This is a genomic window from Micromonospora sp. NPDC050695, from assembly GCF_040654415.1.
Classification (GTDB): Bacteria; Actinomycetota; Actinomycetes; order Mycobacteriales; family Micromonosporaceae; genus Micromonospora.
Genome location: NZ_JBFAHZ010000022.1, coordinates 1 through 23,756 on the forward strand (window position 1 = coordinate 1; position 23,756 = coordinate 23,756).

Here is a 23,756-nt window from a genome sequence, read left to right on the forward strand (position 1 = left end):
AACAACCGTCCCAGCGAGCCGGAAAGGGCCGCACCCCGGGAATCGGAGACCCGGCACACCGTCGTGACAGACGACGCACACACCTCACACCATAAAGGACAAAACGGTCAAGCCGAAAGCCGTACCAAGGGATCAATACCCTCTGACGGATCAAGGTTGAGGCTGCGGAACAGCCGCGACAGCCGGGTGATCACCAGGGTGCCGCCGCGGCGCAGCCGCGCCAGGGCCTTGGCCAAGGTGGTCGGCATGGTCGCTCCACCGCTGGTCAGGTAGTCCCCGATCCGCGCGTTCGACCATCTGCCGGGGAACACGTGCTGCGCGACGTGGCGGTCAAGGCCGTCACGGAGTGGGAGCACGCGGCGTTGATCGAGTCGCCGAGTCATGTGCGCCGGCGGGCGGAGCCGGCGATGCTGGTCGCGTTGTTGCTGGCCTGTTAGCAGTACGCGGAATGGAACTTTGCATCGCGGACAACTGACTAAGGTTCTGCGGTCCTGCGACCGCTGGTAGAGACGGGCTGGTCGGCGTTGGAGGGCTGATCCTAGTTGAAGGATAGTCAGTACGCCACGACGAAAACTGCTCGCCCCCTTCGGCAAGTTGACTTTTTCGCTCTCGATATTTGGCCTTCCTGAAATCAAGAATTCGCTGCGTTGGTGTTAGTTTGAACAGGGCATCGACTTGTTCTTTCGAAGCGCCCTCAAGATACGGTAACTCTGCCGAAGAGCCACTACGATATGATCCCTTTTGTTGATGTTCCATTCGGACTGACCTCCAAATTGTGAGCAGGACTCCAATTATACGTGTCGGGCGTTCCGACTACAACTCGGGGCGATGGTCTAGACGAGTAAGTCCGAAGTCTGGTCAGTGGTCGTAGGCGATCAAGGATCTGGTCAGGGGTTGGCCGGTGGCCCGGTTGTGCCAGATCGCGGTGGTCATCGAGAGGAGGCGTTGCGCGATGCGTGCTGCGACGCCTTCGATGCTGCGTCCGCCGTGCAGTTCGAGGTCGAGTTGGCCCTTCAACGTGTCGTTGACGGACTCGATGAGCTGCCGGATCGGTTTCAGTAGGTGTTCGTCCGGGCGTGGGGTGCGGTTGCGGTACGACGGTCCGAGCAACCGCACCCCACGTTCTGCCAGCCATCGGTCCAACTCCGCGGACACGTATCCCTTGTCGCGACGATCAGCAGGCCTGGACGCTCGGCGATGAGGCCGGGATCGTGGTCAAGGACAGCCATCAGGACCTGACGTTCGTCGACCTTCGGTGTCGCCAGGGCCCAGGTGATCGGCAAGCCAGCCGGGGTGCAGATCAGATGCAGCCGAAGTCCCCAAAAGAACCGCGAGTGCGAGGCGCAGTAGCCGGCCCACCCGGCCAGGTCCGAGCGTTTCACCGTCGGCCTGGACCGGCCGCACTCGACCGGCGTCGAGTCGACCACCCAGGTGGCGTCGGTCCACAGGTCGGTGTCCGAAGCGACCACGCGGATCGCCCGCTTGAGCAGCGGCACCGCCGCACGCAGCCGCTTGTTGTAGCCGGACTGCCCGGGCAGATACGGAAACGCCCCAGGCGGATGCCCGGGGACGAACCGCAGCCACCGGGCTTCGGACCGCACCCCAGGGTAATTCCGCCGAGCGAACCGTTGGACTGGTCCCGGGGCCGGTGGCTGCACCCGCCGGTGCGCACCGAGGAAGGCCCGGCCGGCGAGTTGGTCGTCGAACCGGCCGCGGAGACCGACTTCTGGCGGCGGACCAGCTACGGCTTCGTGCACGACAACGGCCCCGCCCTGCTGGCGCCGCTGCCGGTCGGCAGCGCCATGGAGGTGAGCTTCCGGCTGGACCTCAGCGGGCAGTTCGACCAGGCCGGCGCGCTGGTGCGGGTGGACGAGCGGACCTGGACCAAGGCCGGCGTCGAGATGAGCGACGGCGAGCTGCACCTCGGCGCGGTGGTGACCCGGGAGTTCTCCGACTGGTCGGTGGCGCCGGTGCCGCGGTGGGCGGGCCGGCAGGTGACCGTGCGGGTCAGCCGCGCCGGTGACGCGCTGACCGTGCGGGCGCGGGCCGACGACGAGCCGTGGCAACTGGTCCGGCTCGCCCCGCTGGACCCGGCCGCCGAGGCCGTGGCGGGTCCGTTCTGCTGCGCCCCGGTGCGTGCCGGGCTGACCGTCGTGTTCACCGGGTGGCGGCAGGGGCCGGCCGACACCGCCCTGCACCCGGAGCACTGAGCGCGGGTGTAGCAGGGCCGGCAGTGGGTAACACCCTCCGATCCCCGACAGCCGACCGGAAGGACGACCATGGCGTACGCCCAGACTGGTGACCCGTCCGAGTTCACCGGGTTGACCGGTTGGGTGGCCTCGGTGATCGAGGTGATGGGCCCGGTCGGCGTCGCGCTGCTGGTCGCCCTGGAGAGCATCGTCCCGCCGATCCCCAGCGAGATCGTGCTGGCGATGGCCGGCTTCCTGGCCCACGAGGGCACGTTCAACGTCGTCCTCGTGGTGGTGGCCGCGACGGTCGGCTCGCTGGTCGGCGCGCTGGTGCTCTACTGGCTCGGCGCGGCGCTCGGCGAGGAACGGCTCAAGCGCTGGCTGGACCGCATTCCGTTGGTGGACCGCGACGACCTGGAGAAGGCCGACCGCTGGTTCGAACGGCACGGCCGGTGGGCGGTGCTGATCGGCCGGGTGGTGCCGGTGGTCCGCAGCCTGGTCTCCGTCCCGGCCGGCGCGAACCGGATGCCGCTGGGCGAGTTCATCCTGCTCACCACGCTCGGCAGCGGCGTGTGGAACGCCCTCATCGTCGGTGCCGGCTACGCGCTGGGCAGCCGCTGGCAGAACGTCGAGCGCTACAGCGACTGGTTCAACTACGCGATCGGCGTGGTCTTCGTCGTCATGCTGGTCACCTGGGTGATCCGTAAGGTCCGCCGCCGCCGGGAACGCGACGACCGGCGGTCGGTGACCGCCGGTCGCCACTGATCATCACGACGGAGTCGCGGCCTGCGGTCGCCGGAGCACCGCCTGCTCGATCGCCGACCACACGCTCGTGGTCACCAGGTAGATCACCGCGGCGAGCGGCAGCACCAGCGCCACCAGCACCGTCGTGAACGGCAGCAGGGGCAGCAGCCGGCCGAGCGTGGCCGCGCCCGGGCCCTCGGTGGGCGTACCGGCGACCGTGCCGACCGCCGCCTGCGCCCGGCGCGTCCGCCGCGACGACCACCAGGCCACCAGCAGCAGCACGGCCAGGAGTACGCCGAACAGCGGCCCGGCCGCGCCGCCCAGCCCGTCGCTGAGATGATGCCCCAGCGGCACGCCGGCCAGCCGCTCGTCCAGCAGCCCGGTGCCGCCCTCGCTGGTGGTGAACAACCGGTACAGCACGAGCAGGAACGGTGCCTGGAGCAGCAGCGGCAGGCAGCCGGTGATCGGGTTGGCGCCGGCCTCGTGGTACAACGCGAACACCTCCCGCTGAAGCGTCGCCGGGTCGTCGGCGTACCGCTGCTGGAGATCGCGCACCTGGGGGGCGAGCGCCGCACGGCGTCGCTCCCCGCGGACCTGCGCGACGGTGAGCGGCGAGATCACCAGTCGGACGGCGATGGTGAACAGCACGATCGCGGCGGCGGTCGCCATCCCGCCGGCCAGTGGTTCGAGCAGGTCGGTGAGCCAGGACAGCGCGGTGCCGGCGGCGGCGACCGTGTCGTGCAGTGGTGCGAAGGCGAGCATGGGTTACCCCTCGGTCCGATTCCGGTGGGGTCCTCCCCCGGCGGCGTCCGCCCGGCGGGAGGACCGGTGACGGCGGGATCGGCCGCGTGGCGCGAGGCGCTACGCGACCGAGGGGTGACCGGGTGCGCGGGGGCGGGGACGACCGGGGGCGTCCGGGTCGATCTGCCGGGGCATCCGACGAGCACGGGAGCGGGCCCGTAGCCCGGCCCACCGCGGCCCGGCGCCGGGCGCGCCCGAACGGCCGAGCACCCGCGCCGCGAGCACCACGGCGAGCAGCACCAAGGCGGTCAGCGCGGCACCGGCGAGCAGGTCGGCGGGGCGGCCCGCGAGCAGGGTGAGCTGGGCGAACGCGGACATCCACGCGACCTGGAGGACCCCCAGCAGCACCGGCACGGGCCGAGCATAGGACCCGGTGTCACGCCGCCCGACCGAATCGCACCAACCCCTGGACGGCACGCCACGTTTCCCGTCGTCGCCACGTTGGGTAACCAGACGGCGGACCGACGCGGACGGACCGCGGACGGCAGGAACGGACGGTGGTGTCGATGACCGGCCAGGTGGCGGAGGCTCCCAGCGGAACGACCGCGGGGACCGATGTGCTCACCGTTGGTGTCGAGGAGGAGTTCCTGCTCGTCGACCCGCACACCGGGGCCGCGGTTCCCGCCGTCGACCTGGTGATGGAGCAGGTGCCGGCGGAGCTGCGCGGCCAGGTGGAGCGCGAGTTCCAGACCAGCCAGATCGAGATCGGCACTCCGCCCGGTCTGGAGCTGTCCTCGATCCGGCACTCCCTCGGCGTCCTGCGGGAGGCGCTCGCCGACGCCGCCGAGCGGGCCGGCGTACGACTGCTGGCCATCGGCACCGGCCCGGTGGACGGCCCGGTGCCGCCGGTGGTGGACAAGCCCCGCTTCGACCGGATGATCGAACGCTTCCGGCTGCTCGTCCCCGGACCGGGCAACAACGGCATGCACGTGCACGTCGGCATCCCCGACCCGGAGACCGGCGTGCAGGTGCTCAACCACGTACGGCCGTGGCTGCCGATGCTGCACGCGGTGACCACCAACTCCCCGTTCGCCCGGGGCGAGGACACTGGCTACGCGAGCTGGCGGTCGGTGGAGTGGGAGCGCTGGCCGTCGGTCGCGCCGACGCCCTGGCTGGAGTCGCACGAGCACTACCAACGGCTGATCCGCCAGTTGATCTCCAGCGGGGTGATGCTCGACGAGGGGATGCTCTACTGGTACGCCCGGCTGTCGGCGAAGTACCCGACGGTGGAGCTGCGGATCGGCGACGTCTGCCCGTCGGTGGACGACGCGGTGCTGGTCGCGGCCCTGGTCCGGGCGGTGGTGGCGACCGCCATCGCCGACGTCGAGGCGGGCCGGCCAGCGTTGCAGACCGACCACCACCTGCTGGTCGGCGCGCACTGGCGGGCCGCCCACGACGGCCTGGAGGGCAAGGGCGTCGACGTCACCACCGGCGAGCTGCGCCCGGCCTGGGAGTTGCTGGACCGGTTCGTGGAACGGATGCGGCCGGCTCTGGAGCAGCACGGCGACTGGGCGGAGGTGACCGACCTGCTGGGTGGGCTGCGCCGGCACGGCAGCGGCGCCGCTCGGCAGCGCGCGGTGTACGCCCGCACCGGGCGGCTCACCGACGTGGTGCAGGACGTGGCGCGTCAGACCCGTGGCTGAGCGCCTCGTGACAGGATGATCCCGTGGCGCAACGGCTGATCGTCATCGGCGGGGACGCCGCCGGCATGTCGGCGGCGTCCCAGGCCCGTCGTCGCCGCGATCGCGACGACCTGGAGATCGTGGTCTTCGAGCGCGGCCATTTCACCTCCTACTCGGCCTGCGGCATCCCGTACTGGATCAGCGGGCTGGTCCCCGGCCCGGAGCAGTTGATCGCCCGCGATCCGGACACGTTCCGCACGAAGTTCTCCATCGACGTGCGGATCCGCCATGAGGTCACCGCCATCGACCTGGACCGCCGCGAGGTGGTGGCCCGGGACCTGAAGGGCGGCGGCGAGGTCCGGGAACATTTCGACGAGCTGATGTACGCGGCCGGCGCGGTGCCGGTGAAGCCACCGTGGGCGCAGGCGGACTTCGGCGGGGTGTTCGGCGTGCAGACCCTCGACGACGGTGCGGCGCTGCGCGAGTGGTTGGACGGCGATCCGCAGCCGCGTCGGGCGGTGGTGATCGGTGGCGGGTACATCGGCGTGGAGATGGGTGAGGCGATGATCCAACGCGGCCTCACCGTGACCCTGGTCGAGCAGGCCGAGCAACCCATGTCGACGGTCGACCCGGACATGGCCGAGCTGGTCGCCGACGCCATGCGCGGCCTCGGCATCACGATCCGCAGCGGCCTGACGGTGACCGGCCTGGAGCAGCGCGACGGCCGGGTGTCCGCCGTGGTCACCGCCGAGGGGCCGATTCCGGCCGACGTCGTGGTCCTGGGGCTCGGCGTACGCCCCAACACCGCACTCGCGGAGGCGGCCGGGCTGCCGCTCGGGCCGACCGGCGCGATCCGGGTGGACCGCCGGATGCGGGTGCCCGGGCTGTCCGGGGTCTGGGCCGCCGGCGACTGCGTGGAAACACTGCACCGGGTCAGCGGCATGCCCGTGCACATCCCGCTGGGCACCCACGCCAACAAGCAGGGCCGGGTCGCCGGGATCAACATCGGCGGCGGGTACGCCACCTTCGCCGGCGTGATCGGCACGGCGGTGACCAAGGTCTGCGACCTGGAGGTGGGGCGGACGGGCCTGCGCGAGCGGGACGCCACGGCGGCCGGCTTCGAGTTCGTCTCGGTGGTCGCCGAGTCGACCAGCCGGGCCGGCTACTACCCCGGTGCCCGGCCGATGACCGTCAAGTTGATCGCCGAGCGGCCCAGCGGCCGGTTGCTCGGTGCGCAGATCGTCGGTTGGTCCGAGGCGGCCAAGCGCATCGACACGCTGGCCGTGGCGCTGTGGAACGGCATGACGGTGGACGATATGACCGCACTGGACCTGGGCTACGCTCCGCCGTACGCGCCGGTCTGGGATCCGGTGCTCATCGCCGCCCGTAAAGCGGTCGACGCGCTCGCCGCTCTCGACCGCTGACCCGCGCCCGCCGTGGAGGACCACCCCGTGACGCAGACCCCGACCAGGCCGGCCACGCGCCGGCGCCCGACGATGGTCGACGTGGCCCGGCATGCCGGGGTCAGTCTGAAGACGGTGTCCCGGGTGGTCAACGACGAGCCGGTGGGGCAGGAGCTGGTGAGCCGGGTCCTCGCCGCCATCGCCGAGTTGGGGTTCCGGCGCAACGACATCGCCCGGAACCTGCGCTCCCGGCAGCTCAACGCCACGGTGGGGCTGCTCATCGAGGAGATCGCCAACCCGTTCTACGCCACCATCGCCAGTGTCGCCGCCGAGATCGCCGCCGCGCACGGCACGATGCTGATCACCGCCTCCTCGGAGGAGGACCCGGAACGGGAACGCGCCCTACTCCAGGACTTCACCCAGCGCCGGGTCGACGGGCTGCTGGTGGTGCCGGCCGGTCTCGACCACTCGTTTCTGCGCCGCGAGGTCGAGCTGGGCATGCCGGTGGTGTTCCTGGACCGGCCGCCGCAGGGCCTGCAGGCGGACGCCGTCCTGCTGGACAACCGGGGCGGCAGCCAGGACGGGGTCGCCGCGCTGCTCGACGACGGGCACCGCCGGGTGGGTCTCCTGCTGGGCGCGCCGAGCGTGCCCACGATGCGTGAGCGGCTGGCCGGGGCGCGCTCGGCCCTGGCTGCCGCCGGCGTCGAGCCGGACGAGTCGCTGGTCCGCGACCGGCTCATCGCGCCGGAGGAGGCCGGGCGGGCGGTCGCCGCTCTGCTCGACCTTCCGGACCCGCCGACCGCCTTCTTCTGCGCCAACAACCGGCTCACCGTCGGTGCCCTGCAGGAGTTGCACCGGCGGGGCAGTGCCGCCGCGCTGGTCGGCTTCGACGACTTCGAACTGGCCCACCTGATGCCCCGCCCGCTGACCGTGGTCGCGTACGACACACGGGAGCTGGCCCGGGTGGCCGCCGAGCGGCTGTTCGAGCGAATCGCGGGTGACGACGCCCCACCGTCGACGACGGTCCTCCCCACCCAACTCCTCCCCCGAGGCCTGACCCGCCCCTGAACCTGCCCCCTCGCGATCTTGCACTTGCTGTCGTCGACTTGCGGCGAACATCCCGTTTCGTCGGGACAGAAAGTGCACGATCGCGGGAGTCAGCTGGTGGTGGTGGGGTGCAGCAGGGCTTCGACCTCGGCGCGGCGGGGCGGGTCGGCACCCCGCCGGCCGCAGGTCAGCGCCGCCACCGTCGCGGCCTGCCGGAGCACCTCCGCCCACTGCTGCGCGGTCACCGCGGCGAGCCGATCGGCCGGCCGGTCACCGAGCGCGTCGAGAGCGGCGAGCGCGGCCAGCAGGCCACCGGTGAACGAGTCGCCGGCGCCGACGGTGTCGACCACCGTGGTACGCACCACGGGTTGCTCGAGCAGCGCACCGTCCGGGGCGAGCAGCCAGGCGCCCTCCCCACCCCGGGTCACCACCGCGCAGGACACCCCGGCCTCCCGCCAACCGGCCAGCACGTCGGACACCGTCCGGTCCGGGTAAAGCCAGGCCAGGTCCTCGTCGCTGGCCTTCACCAGGTGCGCGAGGCCCACCTGCCGTCGTACCCGCGCCTGCTCCGCCGCCCGGTCCGTGACGATGCTCGGACGCAGGTTGAGGTCGATCGAGACGGTGAGCCCGTCGCGACGGTGTTCGCGGGCGAGCAGGCCCTCCAGCACCTGCGCGCCGGGGGCCAGGGCGAGTGCGAGCGACCCGGTGTGCAGGGCGGTCGCCGGTGACCCGGCCAGCTCGGGCAGCTCCTGCGGCGTCCACTGCCAGTCCGCCGTGCCGGCCAGCCGGAACTCGTAGCTGGCCTGGCCGGCGGCGTTCAGGGTGGCCACCGCCACCGACGTGGGCTCGTCGGCGCGTACCGCCCAGGCCAGATCCACCCGGTTGGCGCTCAGGTACTCGGTGAGCTGCCGGCCGTACTCGTCGGTGCCGATCCGCGCCAGCAGGCGCACCGGCTCGTCGAGGCGCGCCAGGGTGACCGCCACGTTCGCCGGGGAGCCACCCGGCACCGCCCGTTGCCCTTCGGCACTGACCACCAGGTCGATCAGTGCCTCACCCGCGACCACGATCACGCGGTCACCTCGCCCGGGGCGAGCGGGCCGGTGCCGCCGAGACCGTCGGCCGACCGGGACAGCAGCACCGCCTGGTATGCGTGGTAGACGTCCGGTCGGCCGTGCCAGACCGTGTCGGCGGGACGGTTCTGCGGGTCCAGCTCGTGCCGCCATCCGGTGCCGTCGACGAGGTAGCGGCGGGCGTACGCCCAGAACACCCGGTACCAGTCGGCGTAGACGGCGTCGCCGGTACGCCGGTGCAGGGTGACCGCCGCACCGACCGCCTCGGCCAGCACCCAGTGCATCCGGGAGCGGACCACCGGCCGGTCGTCCCAGTCGATCGTGTAGACGAAGCCGTCCGCGCCGTCCACCGCCCAGCCGCGTCGGACGGAGGCCGCGAACAGGGCGCGCGCGTCGTCGAGCAGCCAGCGCGGTGGCTGCGGCAGGACCGCCTCCAGTTCCAGCAGCAGCCGGGCCCATTCCAGCCAGTGCCCGATGGTGGAGCCGTACGGCCGGAACGGGTCGGCGGGCCGGTCCCGGTTGTAGTCGGGCAGCGGCGCCCAGTCGGCGGTGAAGTGCTCGGGCAGCCGCCAGTCGTGGCGTGCGGCCTCACCGTGCACCAGGTGGGTGCCGATCAGCAGGGCCCGGTCGGTCCAGCTGGTGTCCCCGGTGGCGGCGGCAGCGGCGAGGAATGCCTCGACCATGTGCATGCTGCTGTTCGCGCCGCGGTAGTCCTCGGTGACCGTCCAGTCCCGGTTCCACGATTCGCGGACCGCACCGGCGTCGTCGTCCCAGAACCGGTCCCGAACCACGGCCTGCGCGTCGGCGAGCAACCGGTCCGCGCCGGGCCGGCCGGCGCGGGCCGCGCTGGACGCGGCGAGCAGCACGAACGCGTGGTCGTAGCCGGCCTTACGGTCGTTGACGGGCGCGCCCTGCTGGTCCACCGCGCTGAACCACCCGCCGTACCGCTCGTCGCGCAGCAGTGTGCTCAGCGCGGCGATGCCGTGGTCGACCAGGGCGGCGGCGTCCGGGTCGCCGTTGCGGTGGGCGAGGGCGGCCACGTGGGTCATCCGGCAGGTGATCCAGGTGTAGACCGGTTCGCCGCGGTCCGGGGTGCGGTCGTCGGTGAGCCACCAGAAACCGCCCTCGGGCCGGATCGACCGGCCGGCCGTGTCGAGCAGCGTGCGGGTCTGGTCGGCGAGGAACTCGTCGAGGTCGAGCAGGTCGGGTGACCCGGCAGGAGCGGGGGTCGTTGCGGCGTCGGATCGGGGCACGTCGGTCATCTCAGCTGGTCACCGTCGGGAAGGGAAGGGACATACGGCCAGGATCGGCGGACGGACCTGGTCCGCGCCGGAAAACCGTCAACGGGACACCGCGAGTGCCGGAACGATCCGAAAGGATCATGAGTACGTTTCCATCGCCTTTGTCCGTTGACATCGTTGTCACTGTTCAACCCTGCTCCGGCAGGCGTCCGACTGTCAATTCCACCTGCGTCAGGGCACGGCCGAGCAGCACCGGATGGGACCGGGCCCGCCACGCCCGTCAGTAGTAGTCGTCGATCGGCCGACGCGCCTCGTCGAACAGCGCCGGCCCCTCGTAGCGGACCGGGGGCAGCGGCGGGGTGGCCGGCTTGACCTCCTCGAACTGCTCGCTGGACAGGGCGTACACCACCCGGCCGAGCCCGGACCGGTCGATGGCGGTCGCGCACATCGGGCAGGGCTGACAACTGGTGAACATCGTGGTGCCGGCGGCCACCTCGGGAGGGAGTTCCCGAGCGGCCCAGCGGGCCAGCTTCAGCTCCGGATGCGCGGTGATGTCCGAGTCGGAGACCACCGTGTTGCGGTCCTCGATCAGGACGACACCGTCCGCGCCGACCAGCAACGAGCCGAACGGCCGTTCGCCGGACGCCCCCGCCTCGTTGGCGATCTCCACGGCGCGGCGGAGGAACGTCTCGTCGTCGGGTGTCATCGGACCTCCTGGGATCGGTGGTACGCGGCCACGGCCGCAAGGGTCCGCCAGGCGCGTTCGGGCTGGCGGATCTCGGTCAGGTCGTCGTTGAACGGGTCGAGCACCACCGTCTCCGCGCCGAGCGAACGGATCTGGTCGATGTCGGCGATGATCTGGTCGATGGTGCCGACACCGGCGAGCCGGTCCGGGGCGGTGATCGGCTCAGAGGTCTCGCGCAGCGCGGTGCGCGGCACCACCGCGGGCACCGGACGACCCTGCTCGTCCGCGATGATCTTCAGTCGGCCGACCGCCTCGGCCAACTGTCCGGGCGCGACCCGCAGCGGATGCCAGGCGTCACCGAGCAGTACCGCGCGGCGCATACCGGCGTCGCTGTTGCCGCCGACCCAGATCGGGATCGCACCGCTGTCGTAGTCCTCGGTGTCCTGCCAGGCCGCACGCATGGCGCGCAGGTATTCGTCGGTCAGCGCGCCGCGCCGCCCGAACGGCACGCCAAGCGCCTCGAACTCCTGCCGGGCCCAACCCACGCCCACACCGAGGACGAGCCGGCCGCCGCTGAGACGGTTGAGGTTCGCCGCCATCCGGGCGGTGAGCAGCGGGTGCCGGTACGGGACGATGAGCACCGTGGTGCCCAGCCGGACCCGGCTGGTCACCCCGGCCAGCCAGGACAGCGTGGTGAACGGTTCGTAGAACGGCGCCGGATACTGCTCGGCCACGTCCGGGGTCACCACGATGTGGTCGGAGACCATCAGCAGGTCGAAGCCGAGGCCCTCGACCGTCTGCGCCCACCGTCGCAGCACGTCGGGGTCGGTGCCCGGGGCGAAGTTCGGAACGTTCACGCCAATCCGCACGCTAGCCATTGTGGACTCTCGACGGCGCGTTGGATGGCCCATGATGGGCGGATGGACCTACCCGAGGGCCTCGACTGGGTGAACGCGACACCGTCCGGGCGGGCCTGGCTGGCCGCACTCCCGACCTGGCTGGCGGAGTGCGCCGAGCAGTGGTCGCTGCGACCCGGCCCACCCTTCCGGTACGCGTACGCGTCACTGGCGCTCCCCGCCGACCTGCCGGACGGCACGGCCGCGGTGCTGAAGCTCCAGTACCCGGACGAGGACAGCCGGCACGAGGCCGACGCGCTGGCCCGCTGGGACGGCGACGGGACGATCCGGCTGCTCGCCCACGACCCCGCGCGCCGTGCCCTGCTGGTGGAGCGCTGCCGACCCGGCACCCCGCTGCACGAGCTGCCCATGGACCGGGCGCTGGACGTGGTGACCGGACTCCTCCCCCGGCTGTGGCGACCCGCCGGCGCACCCTTCACCCCGCTGGCCGATGAGGCCGCCGGCTGGATCGACCGGATGCCCCGGGCCTGGGATCGCGCCGGCCGGCCGTACGAGCGCCGACTGCTCGACGCGGCGCTGGCCCTGCTCACCGATCTGGTGCCGAGCCAGGGTGAGCAGGTGCTCGTCAACCAGGACCTGCACGCCGGCAACGTGCTCACCGCCGACCGGGAACCCTGGCTGGCGATCGATCCGAAGCCGCTCACCGGTGAGCGGGAGTTCTCCGTCGTGCCGATGGTCCGTGGCCAGGAGCTGGGTCACTCGCCGGCCGCCGTCCGACACCGACTGGACCGGCTCAGCGCGGAACTGGGGCTGGACACCGAGCGGGTCCGGGGCTGGACGATCGGGCACACGCTGGCCTGGAGCATCGCCGATCAGGTCGTCTTCCCGCACCAGATCGAGGTGGCCCGCTGGCTGCTCGACGGGCACTGACCGACACCGTCGCCGATCGTGGTGCCGTCGGCTCAGGCCTGGCAGGTGCGGCACCAGTAGAGGTTGCGGCCGGCCAGCTCGCCGCGGCTGACCTCGGTACCGCAGACGTGGCAGGGCGCGCCGGGGCGGCGGTAGACGTACACCTCTCCGCCGTGGCGGTCCATCCGGGGCGGCCGGCCCAGGACCTCCGGCAGGTGCGCGTCGCGGACGGTGTCGATCCGGCCGTGCGCGACGGCGAGGCGCATCAGCGCGACCAGGTCGGCCCAGAGCACGTCCCAGCCGTCGCGGGTCAGGAGGCGGCCGGGCAGCGTCGGCGGCAACCCGGCCCGGAACAGCGCCTCGGTCACGAAGATCAGCCCGGTGCCGGCCACCACCGACTGGTCCAGCAGCAGCGCGGCGAGGGGCGTCGGGCTGCGGGAGATCCGGGCGTACGCCCGCTCGGGATCGGCGTCGGCGCGCAGCGGGTCCGGCCCGAGGCGGGCCCGCAGGGCCGCCACCTCGGGCGGGGTGAGCAGCTCGCAGGCCGTGGGGCCGCGCAGGTCCAGCCAGTGCCGGTCGCTGGCCAACCGCAGCCGCACCTGGCCCACCGGTTCCGGCGGCTCCCCCGACCCGTCGGTGAACGTGCCGTACAGCCCGAGGTGCACGTGCAGGGTCAGCTCGCCGGCGTAGTGGTGCAGCAGGTGCTTGCCGTACGCCTCGGTGCTCTCCAGGACCGTGCCGGAGAGCCGGGCCGCGCCCTCGGCGAAGCGGCCCTGCGGGCTGCTGGCGTGCGGCTTGTCGCCGGCGAACAGGTCGGCGTGGCGGGCCGCCAGGCGGTGGATCGTGTGTCCCTCTGGCACGGGTGCCAAGGATAGCCAGCGGCGCTCGGCCGGATCGGGCGAGCTGTGCGGCGACGTCAGCCCGGGCGCGACCCCCTGACGCCGGCCACGAACGCGGCCCAGGCGATCAGGGCGCGCGTCGGGAGCCGTACCCGGGATTGGTGTCAGGAAACGCCCAGGTGGGTATTTGGGGGTCGACACCGCGTGGGTGCCACCCTTTCCGTCGGCCACCACGCATTCAACAGGAGGTGTGTAGTGGTCAGGATTCCTTCGCTGTCCCGCCGGTCCGAGCCGGCACCGACGCGGGACGAGAACCTCGACGGCCGCGTGGACGGCCGCGACACCCCGGTCACCAACCGAGACAACACGACGCTGGCCGAGGGCCGGTCCGACGGCGAGGCCGCCGGCCGACCGGTGGTCACCGACCGGGACGCCGACCAGACGACGTACCGCAGCACCGCCGCGACCGGCGACCAGACCAGCGAAGCCGAGCGACGGGCCGCCGAGCGCGCGGCCGTGGCCCGGGCCGCGACCGCCCGGCCGGTGGAGGGCGACGCCCGAGCCGTCGCCACGCCGAGCCCGACGCGTGATCGCACCGCCGAGCGGGACGTCGACCTCGACCGGGACCGGGCCACGCGGCCGGCCGACACCACCGACCGGCCGGTCGACCCGACGCCGGAGCGGACCGCACCGGAGCCGCCGGTGACGCGCGGCCCGAAGCCACGGGCCAGCCTGCTCGCCACCCTCGGCCTGATCGTGTCCGTCGCCGGTGCGCTGTTCGTGCTGACCGGCACCCTGGCCGGGTACGGCATCGGGCTCGGCGCGGTCGGCGCGGTGCTGTCGGTGCTCGGCCTGATGGCCACCCGCCGCCGGCACGTCGCCGGCAAGACCGACGCGCTGTTCGGCGTGCTGATCGGTCTGACCGCGGTGGTGCTCGGGGTGCTGGCGATGACCGGCCAGTTCGTCTGGCCGACCACCGACGGCGACTGGGTGCAGCGCTTCCGCGAGTGGCTTGACTCACAGTTTGTCGATCGGTTCTAGCGGGCACTGTTCGGCTCGCCGGTGGTGCACCGGCGAAAGACCCGGCGGTTCGCCGGCAGCCCGAACGATCCGGTGGTTCACCGGGGGCAACACCCTTTCAGGGGCGGCGATTCGCCGCCCCTGAAGTGTTTCCGGGGTACGGCGAAGCGCAGACGCAACGAATCGCAGCCGACAGTGGCGCAGACGCAACGAATGTTCGGTCTGCGCAACTCTCGATGGTGGATCCTGCCACTGGCGCCGCATAACGTTGAGCAACGGTGCCAGCCCGTGGGCCACGGTGGCCGGGCGCGCCCGACCCCTGGGAGCAGGACAATGACGATGGACGCCACCAGCCAGCGCCTGTTGATGTGCCGGCCGACGTACTTCGCCGTCGACTACGCCATCAACCCCTGGATGGACCCGAGCGCGCCGGTCGACGCCGCGCTGGCCGTCCGCCAGTGGGAGCAGCTGCGCCAGACGTACCGCGGCCTGGGCCACACCGTCGAGGAGATCACTCCGGTGCCCGGCCTGCCCGACATGGTGTTCGCCGCCAACGGTGGCACCGTGATCGACGGCAAGGCGATGGCGGTGCAGTTCCGCGACCCGCAGCGCGCCGACGAGGCGCCGGCCTACCGGGCCTGGTTCGAGGCCGCCGGCTTCGAGATGTACGACCCGAAGCACGTCAACGAGGGTGAGGGCGACGTCCTGCTGGCCGGCGACCACCTGCTGGCCGGCACCGGCTTCCGCACGGCGCACGCCTCGCACGCCCAGTTGCAGGAGGTCTTCGGCTACCCGGTGATCACCATGCAGCTGGTCGACCCGCGGTTCTACCACCTGGACACCGCGCTGACCGTGCTCGACGAGCGGACCGTCGCGTACCTGCCGGAGGCGTTCTCCCCCGGCAGCCAGGCCGTACTGCGCCGGCTCTTCCCCGACGCGATCCACGCCACCATGGCCGACGCGGAGGTGCTGGGCCTGAACGCGGTCAGCGACGGCCGGCACGTGGTGCTGCCGGCGCAGGCCACCGACCTGGCCGCCACGCTGCGCGACCGGGGCTACGAGACCATCGGTGTCGACCTGTCCGAGCTGCGTAAGGCCGGCGGCGGACCGAAGTGCTGCACGCTGCGACTCCGTCAGGGAAAGGCACGCAAGTGATCGTGGATGACATCCTGCGTACGCCGGGAGCGGTCCGGGACGCCGAGCGCTGGACGGCGCACAACTACCACCCGCTGCCGGTGGTGATCTCGTCCGCCGAGGGCGCGTGGCTCACCGACGTGGACGGCCGCCGCTACCTGGACTGCCTGGCCGGCTACTCGGCGCTGAACTTCGGCCACCGGCACCCGCAGCTGATCGCCGCCGCGCACGCCCAACTGGACCGGCTGACCCTGACCAGCCGGGCGTTCATCCACGACCAGTTCGCCGACTTCTGCCGGGAGCTGGCCGAGCTGTGCGGCAAGGACCTGGTGCTGCCGATGAACACCGGCGCCGAGGCGGTGGAGACCGGGATCAAGGTGGCCCGCAAGTGGGGCTACCAGGTCAAGGGCGTCCCCGCCGGGCAGGCCAACATCGTGGTCGCCGAGGGCAACTTCCACGGCCGGACCACCACCATCGTGAGCTTCTCCACCGACGAGGACGCCCGCGCCGACTTCGGGCCGTACACCCCCGGTTTCACGGTCGTGCCGTACGGCGACCTGGAGGCGCTGACCGCCGCGATCGACGAGAACACCGTGGCCGTGCTGCTGGAGCCGATCCAGGGCGAGCAGGGCGTGGTGGTGCCGCCGGAGGGCTACCTACCGGGCGTCCGCGAGGTCTGCACCGAGCGCAACGTGCTGTTCATCGCCGACGAGATCCAGTCCGGCCTGGGGCGTACCGGCGCGACCTTCGCCTGTGACCACGAGGGCGTCGTACCGGACATGTACCTGCTGGGCAAGGCGCTCGGCGGCGGCATCGTGCCGGTCTCCGCGGTGGCCGCGAACGCCGACGTGCTGGGCGTGCTCAAGCCCGGCCAGCACGGCTCCACCTTCGGCGGCAACCCGCTGGCCTGCGCGGTCGCCATCGAGGTGGTCCGGCTGCTCGCCACCGGCGAGTTCCAGCGCCGCTCGGCCGAGCTTGGCGAGCGGCTGCGGGCCGGCCTGGAAGGGCTGGTCGGCAAGGGCCTGGTGGCGGTACGCGTCCGTGGCCTGTGGGCCGGTCTGGACATCGACCCGGCGTTGATGAGTGGGCGGGAGGCGTGCGAACGACTCGCCGAGCGTGGCGTGCTCGCCAAGGACACCCACGGCTCCACCATCCGGCTCGCCCCGCCGCTGGTCATCACCGAGGAGGAGATCGACCTGGCGGTGGCCCAGCTCGCCGCCGTGCTGGCCGGTTGACGGACCGCGCTGGCCAAGATCTGCGCAACTACGGGAAAGTGCTGCCTCGGACGGTGTCGAGGCAGCACTTTCCCTGTTCTTGTGCGGATCTTGGCGCACCGCACCGCACCGCACCGCAGGGGCGCGTCAGGGGCGGGGTAGGCGCATCGCCATCGTCGGGGCCTCGGCCATCACCGAGGTCGGGGTGAACGGGGCGCCGCTCGGCAACTCCTCGGCCCGACCGATCTGCACCCCGGGGTACAGCTCGATCATGTCGTTCTCGCCGAGCACCCGGGACTGCTGCGGGGCCAGCGGGATGCGGTCCGACTCGGCCATCGAACCGCCCGGGCGGATGCCGGAGCCGTTGGTGCTCACATCGGTGACGATGACCTCGCCGACCCGCAGCTCGAAGCGGACGTGACCCCGGCTGATCCACCGCCGGGCCTCGTCGTTGAGCCACTGCCCGAGCATGATCCCGCCGTCCTGCTCCGGAGCCCGGCCGGCCACCACCGGCTGTTCGTCGCTGAGCACGAACCGCCGCCGGACCAGCCCGCCGACGCGCACCGCCAGCACCTCCGTACGCGGACGCGGGCCGCCGTCACCGAGGCGTACGCCGTGCCGGGGGCAGGTTGGTACGCCGTTGCGCAGCGCGGGCGGTGGCTGCGCCGCCGGGCTGCGGTCCGCTCCTCCGGCCAGGTCGGCGAACGCGCCACCCCCGCCACCGCCGCCGAACAGCGCGCAGCCCGACTCCGGGCAGCGCCACTGGCGGGCCAGCAGCTTCACGCCGGTCGGCGAACGCTTGCCGGCCACCGGCGAGTGCCCGCCGCCGACGTGTGCGATGAACACCGGCCCGCCGGCGCCGGGCACCGGGGCGACGACCCGACCGGGCTGCTCGACCAGCCACGGGAACCGGCCGCGCAGCCCGTCGAAGCGGACCCGGCTGAGCACCGGCAGACCGAGCAGGTCGGCCACCTCCAGCATCCGGTCGCCCGGGTTGTCGAGCACCTCGACGAGGCCGTCGTCGGCCCAGCGGCGCACCACCATCCGCTCGTTCGAGGTGAGGTCGGCGTCGGAGAGCAGCGCCCGGTGCACGACCGCGTAGACCTGGACGCTGTCCTCCTCCAGCTCGCGGGAGAGCGCGTCGATGACCATGCCGAGGCGCAGCAGGCTGGCCGGCCGACCGCCGTCGATGTCCTGGTAACGGATGATCTCGGCCAGGTCGACCACGGCCCGAGCCAGCGACGGGTCCGTGCAGACCCGCCCCTCGATGGCGTCCAGAACCTTGCTGATCTCGAATCTCATGCCGCACTCCGGACGATGTCGTCAATCCGCCGGGCCAACTCGAAGTCCCGGTAGGTGACCCCACCGGCCGAGTGCGTGACACAGCGGAAGGTCAGGGTCCGCCACCGGATGTCGATGTCGGGATGGTGGTCAAGCTCCTCGGCCACCGTCGCCACCCGGTCCACCACCGCGATGGCTGCCGGGAAACTGCCGAGCTGGGCCGTACGACCGATGCCGGTCGGGTCGCCCGACCAGTCGGGCAACCGGCCCAGCTCTTCTCGCACCGCGTCCGCGGTGAGCAGGTCTGCCATGAGCAGACCCTACCGGTGGCGCGTACGGCGGGCCGTACGCGCCGCCGAGGTCCGGCTCACCGGACGATCAACGACGATGGGGCGGCATCGTCAGATGCCACCCCCGATCAGTCCTCGCAACAGCCGCGCAGCGGCCCTTGGATCAGCCGCGCAGCGGCCGGCCCACCTCGTGCAGGTGGCCGAGTGCCTGCCGGTACGACTCGACCAGCCCGGTCTCCGCGTACGAGATGCCCTGCTCGACGCAGTAGGCGCGGACGATCGGCTGGGCCCGGCGCAGGTTGGCCCGGGGCATGTTCGGGAACAGGTGGTGCTCGATCTGGTAGTTGAGCCCGCCCAGCGCGGTGTCCACCAGCCGGCTGCCGCGCACGTTGCGGGAGGTCAGCACCTGCTTACGCAGGAAGTCCAGCTCGTCCTCGGCGGTCGGCATCGGCATGCCCTTGTGGTTGGGCGCGAACGCGCAGCCCATGTAGAGGCCCCACAGCGCCTGGTGCACGACGGCGAAGAGCAGCGCCTTGACCGGCGACATGACCGCCAGCAGCAGCGCCACGTACCCGACGGTGTGCACGCCGAGCAGCGCCGCCTCGACGGCCCGGTGCCGCATCGGGACGGTGTACCGGCCGTTCTCCCGGCCGATGATCGCCCGGATGCTCGCCACGTGCAGGCTCAGGCCCTCGAGCAGCAGCATCGGGAAGAAGAAGTACGCCTGCCGCCGAGCCATCCACCGGCCGAAGCCCCGGGTCTCGATCGCCTGCTCGGGTGTCCACACCAGGGCGCCCGCGCCGACGTCCGGGTCTTCGTCCTCGTGGTTCGGGTTGGCGTGGTGCCGGTTGTGCTTGTCGACCCACCAGCCGTAGCTGATCCCGACCGCGACGTTGCCGGCGAACAACCCGACCAGCTCGCTCGGGCCGCGCCGACGGAACATCTGGCGGTGCCCGGCGTCGTGCCCGAGGAACGCGACCTGGGTGGTGGCGACCGCCATCACGGCCGCGAGCGGCAGCTGCCACCAGGAGTCACCGATCAGGAGGACGGCGACCCAGCCGGCCACGAAGGCGCCGAGGGTGAGCACGATGCGGGTGACGTACCAGCCGGGGCGCCGCTCCAGCAGGCCCGCCTGGCTGATCCGTCGGGACAACTGTGCGTAGTCACTACCTCGCCGTCGTACCGGCGGTTCTGCCACCGCTCCGAGCGCCATCGCTGCTCCCGTTCCACTTACGCCCGTACCGGGTTGGTTCGGGCCTAATGTCAAGTGTCCGGGCAGCGGTCGCGCTGAGTAACCCTGACAACCCCCGAATGGGGGGTAGGGCGGGCCCTACCCCCACGACTCAGTCGAGCCTGGTCACGGCGGCCCGCAGCCAGGCCAGGTCGCGTCGGCGCCGCTCGTAGGTGGCGGCCAGCCCGACCAGCGCCAGCCCGCCGAGCGCCAGGTAGATCCATCGGGGCAGCAGGTCCCAACCCCGGATCAGTTCGTGCAGCGCCAGCAGGGTCAGCGCGCCGCCGCCGAGCAGCACGGGAGCCTGCCAGCGGCGGGCCGCTCCGGCCAGCACCACGCTCAGCGCCGCCGCACCGAGCAGTAGCCGCCGCCACGGCTGCGGATCCGGCCCGGCCAGCACCGACACCAGGCTCGGCAGCAGCGCCGCGACAAGCCCCGGGCCGAGGGCCGGCCAGCTGGTCAGCCCCGGCCTGGTCCGCAGGGCCAGCAGGCCCGCGCCGAGGGCGAGGGCCGCGGCCGGCAGGGTGTACGCCTCCAGCACCGTCACCCCGCCGGCGGCCAGCAGCACCCACGCCCCAACCAGCTCGCTGCCCGCGGCGATGCCGGCGAACGTCCACCGGCGTCCGGCCGGCTCGCCCCGACGCAGCAGCCGCAACGCCACGGCGACACCCCAGAGCACGCAGACGGTTGCGAGGTGCCGCGCCACCTCGACGGCGAGCACGGCCGCCACCAGCGCCACCACCTGCGCGGCGGCGTCCAGCACCCGTCCGGGTCGGGCCTGCGCCGTCGCCGTCCGGCTGGTCGCGGCGACCGCCCGCGCCGGGCTGGTCGCGGCGGCGACGGCCAGGACCAGCGCGGCCACCGCCAGCAACGGGTACGCCGCCGACCGCAGCGGCTGCCCGGCGGCGAGCGGTGCGGTCACCGCCAGAGCCGATGCGGCGCCCACCGCCGCGAGGTACCCCACGACCCGCACCTCGACCGTCCGCGCCCCGACCGCGACGATCACCGCCGTCACCAGCAGCACCGCCTCGGCGGCGAGCGTGCCGGCCCGGGTGGCGAACAGCCCCAGCACGCCGGAGGCGACCAGCACCGCCCCCACCGGTACGGCGGTCGGCGCGAGCGCCGGGCGCGGTGCGGCCAGGGCGGCGAGCAGCAGCGCGGCCACACCGGCGAGCAGCACGGCACCCGGGAGCACCGGCCAGGGCACACCGACCGCGACGAGCAGCACCGGCAGTGCCCCGGCGGCGAACGGCAGCGCGGCCAGCACCGGGAGGCGGCTCGGTCGACCCGCCAGGACGGCGGCCACCGCCAGCGCGACCAGTGCCAGCCCGACGGGGTACGCCGCCGAGTCGGCGACGACGGTCGGCACCCCCGACCAGAGCCGGCCCCCGCTGCCGTACGGCGACACGAGCGCGGACAGCATCGTCGGCAGGGCCGCCAGCACGGCCACCGCCCCCAGCACTGCACCCGCCACCACCAGCACGCCCGGACGGCCGATCGCCGACGGCCCCCCGACCGTCGGCGATCGGCCCACCACCGACGGCCCCCCAGCCGCCGGCAACCCCCCGACCACCGACGGCCCCCCAGCCGCCGGCGACCCCCCGACCACGGACAGCTCCCCGGCCGCCGGTGACCCGTCGACCACCGGCGGCGTTCCGATGTCGGTCGTCGGCCGGTCCCACCGGGCGACGAGCGCGACGCCCGACGCCGCCAGTGCCGCGTACAGCGCGAGGGGCTCGTCGCCCGCCGCGACCAGGGGCGCGAGCCCGGGTACGGTCACCGCGGCCACCCCGCCGGTCACCGCGTACCCGGTCAGCCCGATCCGGTGACGACGCGCCGCGAGGACCGCGACCAGCGGCAGCCCGGCGGCGGCCAGCGCGAGCCGGACCTGCCACCAGGGCGGCGCGCCCGCCGCGAACGACGCCACCGCGGCGATCCCGGGCAGTGCGAGCTGCGCGACGAGAAGCCCCCCGCCGGCCACCCGCCGGTACGGGCCGGCGGCCTGCCGCGCGGCGAGCGCCAGACCGGCCACGGCGATGACGCCGAGCGCCGCGAGAGCACCCACCGGATCGGCCAGGGCCACCAGCAGTCCGTGCCCGAGCAGGACGGCGCCGCCCAGCGCGCGGGTGGACAGCACGGCGGGTCGGGTCGCCGGGCGGGCCAGCACGGCGAGCAGCAGCGCGGCCCCGCCGACCAGGTCCACGGCCAGCACGGCCGACCAGGACGCGGTCCAGCCGGCCGGCACCGCGAGCAGCACCGCCACCGCGCCGGCCGTGGCGAGCACCTCCCACGCCCGCCGAGGCACCAGCAGCGCCGTCGCGCCGAGCGCCAGCGCCACGGCGGGTGCCAGCTGCCAGCCCCAGTCCAGGTCCGGACCCGCGTCTGCCCCGCCCCACGGTGGCAGCGACCGGCTGGCGGCGGCGACCGCCAGGACACCGGTGATCAGCGCCGCGATCTGCGCCGTACCAGCGGCGACCAGCAGGGCCCCCACTCGCGGGCCGATCCGCCAGTCGCGGGCACCGACCACGCTCGACCCGGCCACGCCCGATCCGGCCGCGCTCGACCCGGCCCCCGCCGGCTCGGCTCGCTTCGGCTCGGCCCCCCGCAATCCGGGTGACGCCGGCAGCAGGCGCACCGCGGCGGCCAGGCCGACGGCCACCACCGCCGTCGCGAGCAGCAGCAGCGCCGGCCGCAGCTCGACCACCGGACGCAGCAGCGCGAGAGCCAGCACCGGCACCAGCAGCCCGGCGGCCACCGTCCGCAGCGTCGCGCCGCCGACCAGCCGGGCCGCGGCGAGCGCGGTCAGGACGACCAGCAGCAGCGGCACCCCGGCCAGCAGCGGTGTGCCCGCGGCGCGGCCGAGCAGCAACGACACGACGGCGCAGCCAGCGGCACCCACGAGCGCCGCGACGTGCCCGGCGCCGGCCACCACCCGACCGACGAGCAGCGCCGTCCCCGGTCGGCCGCGCAGCGCCGCCAACACGGCCAGATCCAGCAGCGCCACCCCGAGCAGGACCAGCGCCCAGCTGTCGGCGTCCGGCCGCGCGTTGGCGGCGAGCAGCGGCAGCACCGGCTGCGCGCCCAGCAACGCGGCGAACCACGGCCCGGTCAGTCCACTGGACCGGCCGTACGCCACGGCGACCGCCGCGCTGACACCCCCGACCAGCGCGGCGTACCGGGTGCCCGGCCAGCCGGCGACTCCGGCCAGGTTCACCGACCAGGCCGCGTACCCGTCGAGCACCACCAGCAGCAGCCCCACCGCGGCGAACGTCTCCGCCGTGCCACGCAACCCCCGGCGGACCGCCAGCAGCGGCACGGCCAGTGCAAGCGCGGTGAACGCCGCCAGGATCAGCGCCCGTCCACCGACCCCGACCGACGCCCAGGCGACCGCCGTGAACACCACCGCCGCGGTGCCCAGCAGGAGTCCACCGAGGACGAAGAGCAGACCCTGGATCGTCCGGGTCGACGCCTCCGCCACCCCTGGAGCCGCCGGAGTCTCCGCAACCCCCGGAGCCGCCGGAGTCGCCGGAGCGGGCACCGGCGCCGGCCCCGCAACGGGCACCGCCACCGCGGCACGGACGAGCGCCGCCAGCTCCGCCCGCCGCCGCGACGTGGCCGCCAGCCGCCCGGCCAGCTCGGTGTACGTCCGGCGGGCCTGCTCCACCTGCGGCTCGAGCTGAGCGACCTCCCGACCCAGCCGGACCACCTCGGCGGCGACCGGGTCGGGTGGGCGGCGGCACCCGGCGCAGCCGGCGTTCAGGTCAGCCGGGGCGCCGCAGGCGGGGCAGGGATAGCGGGTGTCATCCACCCGCACATCATCGGAACCCGTCCCGGGTGCCGCCCAGAGTGCGCGTACTCACGGTCGGGTGTGCTCGTGTACCCAGGTGACGTAGCCGGGGTCACCGCTGTCCACCCTGGACACCAGGATTTCCGGTACCTCGTACGGATGGCTGACCCGGATCTGGTCGACCAACGCGGTGAGCCGGTCCGGTGCGGTCTTGAACTGCACCGACCACTCGGTGCTGGTCTCCACACCGGAGCGCCACCAGTAGGTGCTGTCCACCTGCCCGCCGACCTGGGCGCAGGCGGCGAGCCGCCCGGCGACGGCCGCGGCCGCCAGCACGTCGGCAACCGAACGCGCATCCACCACCGTCGTCACCACGCAGATCTGGTCCACGA

Annotated in this window: 25 protein-coding genes; 10 read left to right on the forward strand and 15 right to left on the reverse strand. The window is 73.2% G+C overall.

Annotated features, from left to right (window positions below; genetic code table 11):
• Positions 1–107: 107 nt before the first annotated feature.
• The gene (locus tag AB0H52_RS18255) at positions 108–248 is read right to left on the reverse strand and encodes a hypothetical protein (RefSeq protein ID WP_357948715.1); all 141 of its coding nucleotides are present in this window, start codon (positions 246–248) and stop codon (positions 108–110) included.
• Positions 249–311: 63 nt separating this feature from the next.
• Between AB0H52_RS18255 and AB0H52_RS18260 the strand changes: the two genes are divergently transcribed.
• Positions 312–437 (forward strand): hypothetical protein, encoded by a 126-nt coding sequence (locus AB0H52_RS18260; protein ID WP_357948718.1) that lies wholly within the window; start codon positions 312–314, stop codon positions 435–437.
• Positions 438–858: 421 nt separating this feature from the next.
• On the opposite strand, the gene AB0H52_RS18265 is transcribed toward AB0H52_RS18260, so the two are convergent.
• Together AB0H52_RS18265 and AB0H52_RS18270 are read right to left on the reverse strand one after the other, a co-directional pair.
• Positions 859–1,017 (reverse strand): hypothetical protein, encoded by a 159-nt coding sequence (locus AB0H52_RS18265; RefSeq protein ID WP_357948721.1) that lies wholly within the window; start codon positions 1,015–1,017, stop codon positions 859–861.
• A 38-nt stretch (positions 1,018–1,055) separates the two neighbouring features.
• Positions 1,056–1,496, reverse strand: a complete 441-nt coding sequence (locus AB0H52_RS18270) for a hypothetical protein (protein WP_357948724.1) — start codon at positions 1,494–1,496, stop codon at positions 1,056–1,058.
• 132 nt (positions 1,497–1,628) lie between these two features.
• On the opposite strand from AB0H52_RS18270, the gene AB0H52_RS18275 reads away from it, so the two are divergent.
• Entirely contained in the window at positions 1,629–2,210 is a 582-nt protein-coding gene (locus tag AB0H52_RS18275; RefSeq protein ID WP_225854831.1) for a DUF1349 domain-containing protein, read from the forward strand.
• Positions 2,211–2,279: 69 nt separating this feature from the next.
• Positions 2,280–2,954 (forward strand): DedA family protein, encoded by a 675-nt coding sequence (locus tag AB0H52_RS18280; RefSeq protein ID WP_151492917.1) that lies wholly within the window; start codon positions 2,280–2,282, stop codon positions 2,952–2,954.
• Positions 2,955–2,957: 3 nt separating this feature from the next.
• Here the strand turns inward: AB0H52_RS18280 and AB0H52_RS18285 are convergent, their stop codons facing one another.
• Entirely contained in the window at positions 2,958–3,695 is a 738-nt protein-coding gene (locus AB0H52_RS18285; protein WP_357948727.1) for a YidC/Oxa1 family membrane protein insertase, read from the reverse strand.
• A 99-nt stretch (positions 3,696–3,794) separates the two neighbouring features.
• Positions 3,795–4,088 carry a DUF6412 domain-containing protein gene (locus AB0H52_RS18290; protein WP_225854832.1) on the reverse strand — a complete coding sequence of 98 codons (294 nt, stop codon included), beginning with the start codon at positions 4,086–4,088 and terminating at the stop codon, positions 3,795–3,797.
• Between the two features lie 152 nt (positions 4,089–4,240).
• Here AB0H52_RS18290 and AB0H52_RS18295 point away from each other — a divergent pair, with 152 nt between their 5' ends.
• The 3 genes from AB0H52_RS18295 (at position 4,241) to AB0H52_RS18305 (ending at position 7,827) form a co-directional block, all read left to right on the forward strand.
• Positions 4,241–5,377, forward strand: a complete 1,137-nt coding sequence (locus AB0H52_RS18295) for a glutamate--cysteine ligase (protein ID WP_192580500.1) — start codon at positions 4,241–4,243, stop codon at positions 5,375–5,377.
• A gap of 23 nt (positions 5,378–5,400) precedes the next feature.
• Complete coding sequence (locus tag AB0H52_RS18300; RefSeq protein WP_151492920.1) at positions 5,401–6,780, forward strand: FAD-dependent oxidoreductase; 1,380 nt, start codon at positions 5,401–5,403, stop codon at positions 6,778–6,780.
• 72 nt (positions 6,781–6,852) lie between these two features.
• Positions 6,853–7,827, forward strand: a complete 975-nt coding sequence (locus AB0H52_RS18305; protein ID WP_278127225.1) for a LacI family DNA-binding transcriptional regulator — start codon at positions 6,853–6,855, stop codon at positions 7,825–7,827.
• An 89-nt stretch (positions 7,828–7,916) separates the two neighbouring features.
• Here the strand turns inward: AB0H52_RS18305 and AB0H52_RS18310 are convergent, their stop codons facing one another.
• The 4 genes from AB0H52_RS18310 to AB0H52_RS18325 all read right to left on the reverse strand — a co-directional run bounded on the left by AB0H52_RS18310 (position 7,917) and on the right by AB0H52_RS18325 (position 11,659).
• Positions 7,917–8,876: a carbohydrate kinase gene (locus AB0H52_RS18310; protein ID WP_151489258.1), complete on the reverse strand. Its 960-nt coding sequence runs from the start codon at positions 8,874–8,876 to the stop codon at positions 7,917–7,919.
• A complete protein-coding gene (locus AB0H52_RS18315) occupies positions 8,873–10,138 on the reverse strand; it encodes an AGE family epimerase/isomerase (RefSeq protein ID WP_357948731.1) in 1,266 nt (421 codons plus the stop codon). The genes AB0H52_RS18310 and AB0H52_RS18315 overlap by 4 nt, the downstream gene beginning before the upstream one ends.
• Positions 10,139–10,397: 259 nt before the next feature.
• Positions 10,398–10,823 (reverse strand): nucleoside deaminase, encoded by a 426-nt coding sequence (locus tag AB0H52_RS18320; protein ID WP_151489260.1) that lies wholly within the window; start codon positions 10,821–10,823, stop codon positions 10,398–10,400.
• Positions 10,820–11,659: an LLM class flavin-dependent oxidoreductase gene (locus AB0H52_RS18325; RefSeq protein ID WP_357948734.1), complete on the reverse strand. Its 840-nt coding sequence runs from the start codon at positions 11,657–11,659 to the stop codon at positions 10,820–10,822. The genes AB0H52_RS18320 and AB0H52_RS18325 overlap by 4 nt, the downstream gene beginning before the upstream one ends.
• A 63-nt stretch (positions 11,660–11,722) precedes the next feature.
• Between AB0H52_RS18325 and AB0H52_RS18330 the strand changes: the two genes are divergently transcribed.
• The gene (locus tag AB0H52_RS18330) at positions 11,723–12,589 is read left to right on the forward strand and encodes an aminoglycoside phosphotransferase family protein (RefSeq protein WP_192580204.1); all 867 of its coding nucleotides are present in this window, start codon (positions 11,723–11,725) and stop codon (positions 12,587–12,589) included.
• Between the two features lie 32 nt (positions 12,590–12,621).
• Here AB0H52_RS18330 and AB0H52_RS18335 read toward each other — a convergent pair whose 3' ends face one another.
• The gene (locus AB0H52_RS18335) at positions 12,622–13,428 is read right to left on the reverse strand and encodes a DNA-formamidopyrimidine glycosylase family protein (RefSeq protein ID WP_151489263.1); all 807 of its coding nucleotides are present in this window, start codon (positions 13,426–13,428) and stop codon (positions 12,622–12,624) included.
• Between the two features lie 234 nt (positions 13,429–13,662).
• Between AB0H52_RS18335 and AB0H52_RS18340 the strand changes: the two genes are divergently transcribed.
• The 3 genes from AB0H52_RS18340 (at position 13,663) to rocD (ending at position 16,796) form a co-directional block, all read left to right on the forward strand.
• Positions 13,663–14,448, forward strand: a complete 786-nt coding sequence (locus tag AB0H52_RS18340; RefSeq protein ID WP_357948738.1) for a DMT family transporter — start codon at positions 13,663–13,665, stop codon at positions 14,446–14,448.
• Positions 14,449–14,766: 318 nt separating this feature from the next.
• Positions 14,767–15,582, forward strand: coding sequence for a dimethylargininase (gene ddaH, locus AB0H52_RS18345; protein WP_192580205.1), 816 nt, complete (start codon positions 14,767–14,769; stop codon positions 15,580–15,582).
• Positions 15,582–16,796, forward strand: a complete 1,215-nt coding sequence (gene rocD / locus AB0H52_RS18350; protein WP_192580206.1) for an ornithine--oxo-acid transaminase — start codon at positions 15,582–15,584, stop codon at positions 16,794–16,796. The genes ddaH and rocD overlap by 1 nt, the downstream gene beginning before the upstream one ends.
• 126 nt (positions 16,797–16,922) lie before the next feature.
• On the opposite strand, the gene AB0H52_RS18355 is transcribed toward rocD, so the two are convergent.
• The 5 genes from AB0H52_RS18355 to cutA all read right to left on the reverse strand — a co-directional run bounded on the left by AB0H52_RS18355 (position 16,923) and on the right by cutA (position 23,754).
• Complete coding sequence (locus AB0H52_RS18355; RefSeq protein WP_151489266.1) at positions 16,923–18,077, reverse strand: FHA domain-containing protein; 1,155 nt, start codon at positions 18,075–18,077, stop codon at positions 16,923–16,925.
• The gene (locus AB0H52_RS18360; RefSeq protein WP_151489267.1) at positions 18,074–18,367 is read right to left on the reverse strand and encodes a 4a-hydroxytetrahydrobiopterin dehydratase; all 294 of its coding nucleotides are present in this window, start codon (positions 18,365–18,367) and stop codon (positions 18,074–18,076) included. The genes AB0H52_RS18355 and AB0H52_RS18360 overlap by 4 nt, the downstream gene beginning before the upstream one ends.
• Positions 18,368–18,509: 142 nt before the next feature.
• Positions 18,510–19,559 carry an acyl-CoA desaturase gene (locus tag AB0H52_RS18365; protein WP_357948741.1) on the reverse strand — a complete coding sequence of 350 codons (1,050 nt, stop codon included), beginning with the start codon at positions 19,557–19,559 and terminating at the stop codon, positions 18,510–18,512.
• A gap of 130 nt (positions 19,560–19,689) precedes the next feature.
• Complete coding sequence (locus tag AB0H52_RS18370) at positions 19,690–23,385, reverse strand: hypothetical protein (protein WP_357948744.1); 3,696 nt, start codon at positions 23,383–23,385, stop codon at positions 19,690–19,692.
• A gap of 48 nt (positions 23,386–23,433) precedes the next feature.
• Positions 23,434–23,754 carry a divalent-cation tolerance protein CutA gene (cutA, locus tag AB0H52_RS18375; protein ID WP_151492206.1) on the reverse strand — a complete coding sequence of 107 codons (321 nt, stop codon included), beginning with the start codon at positions 23,752–23,754 and terminating at the stop codon, positions 23,434–23,436.
• Positions 23,755–23,756 lie beyond the last annotated feature (2 nt).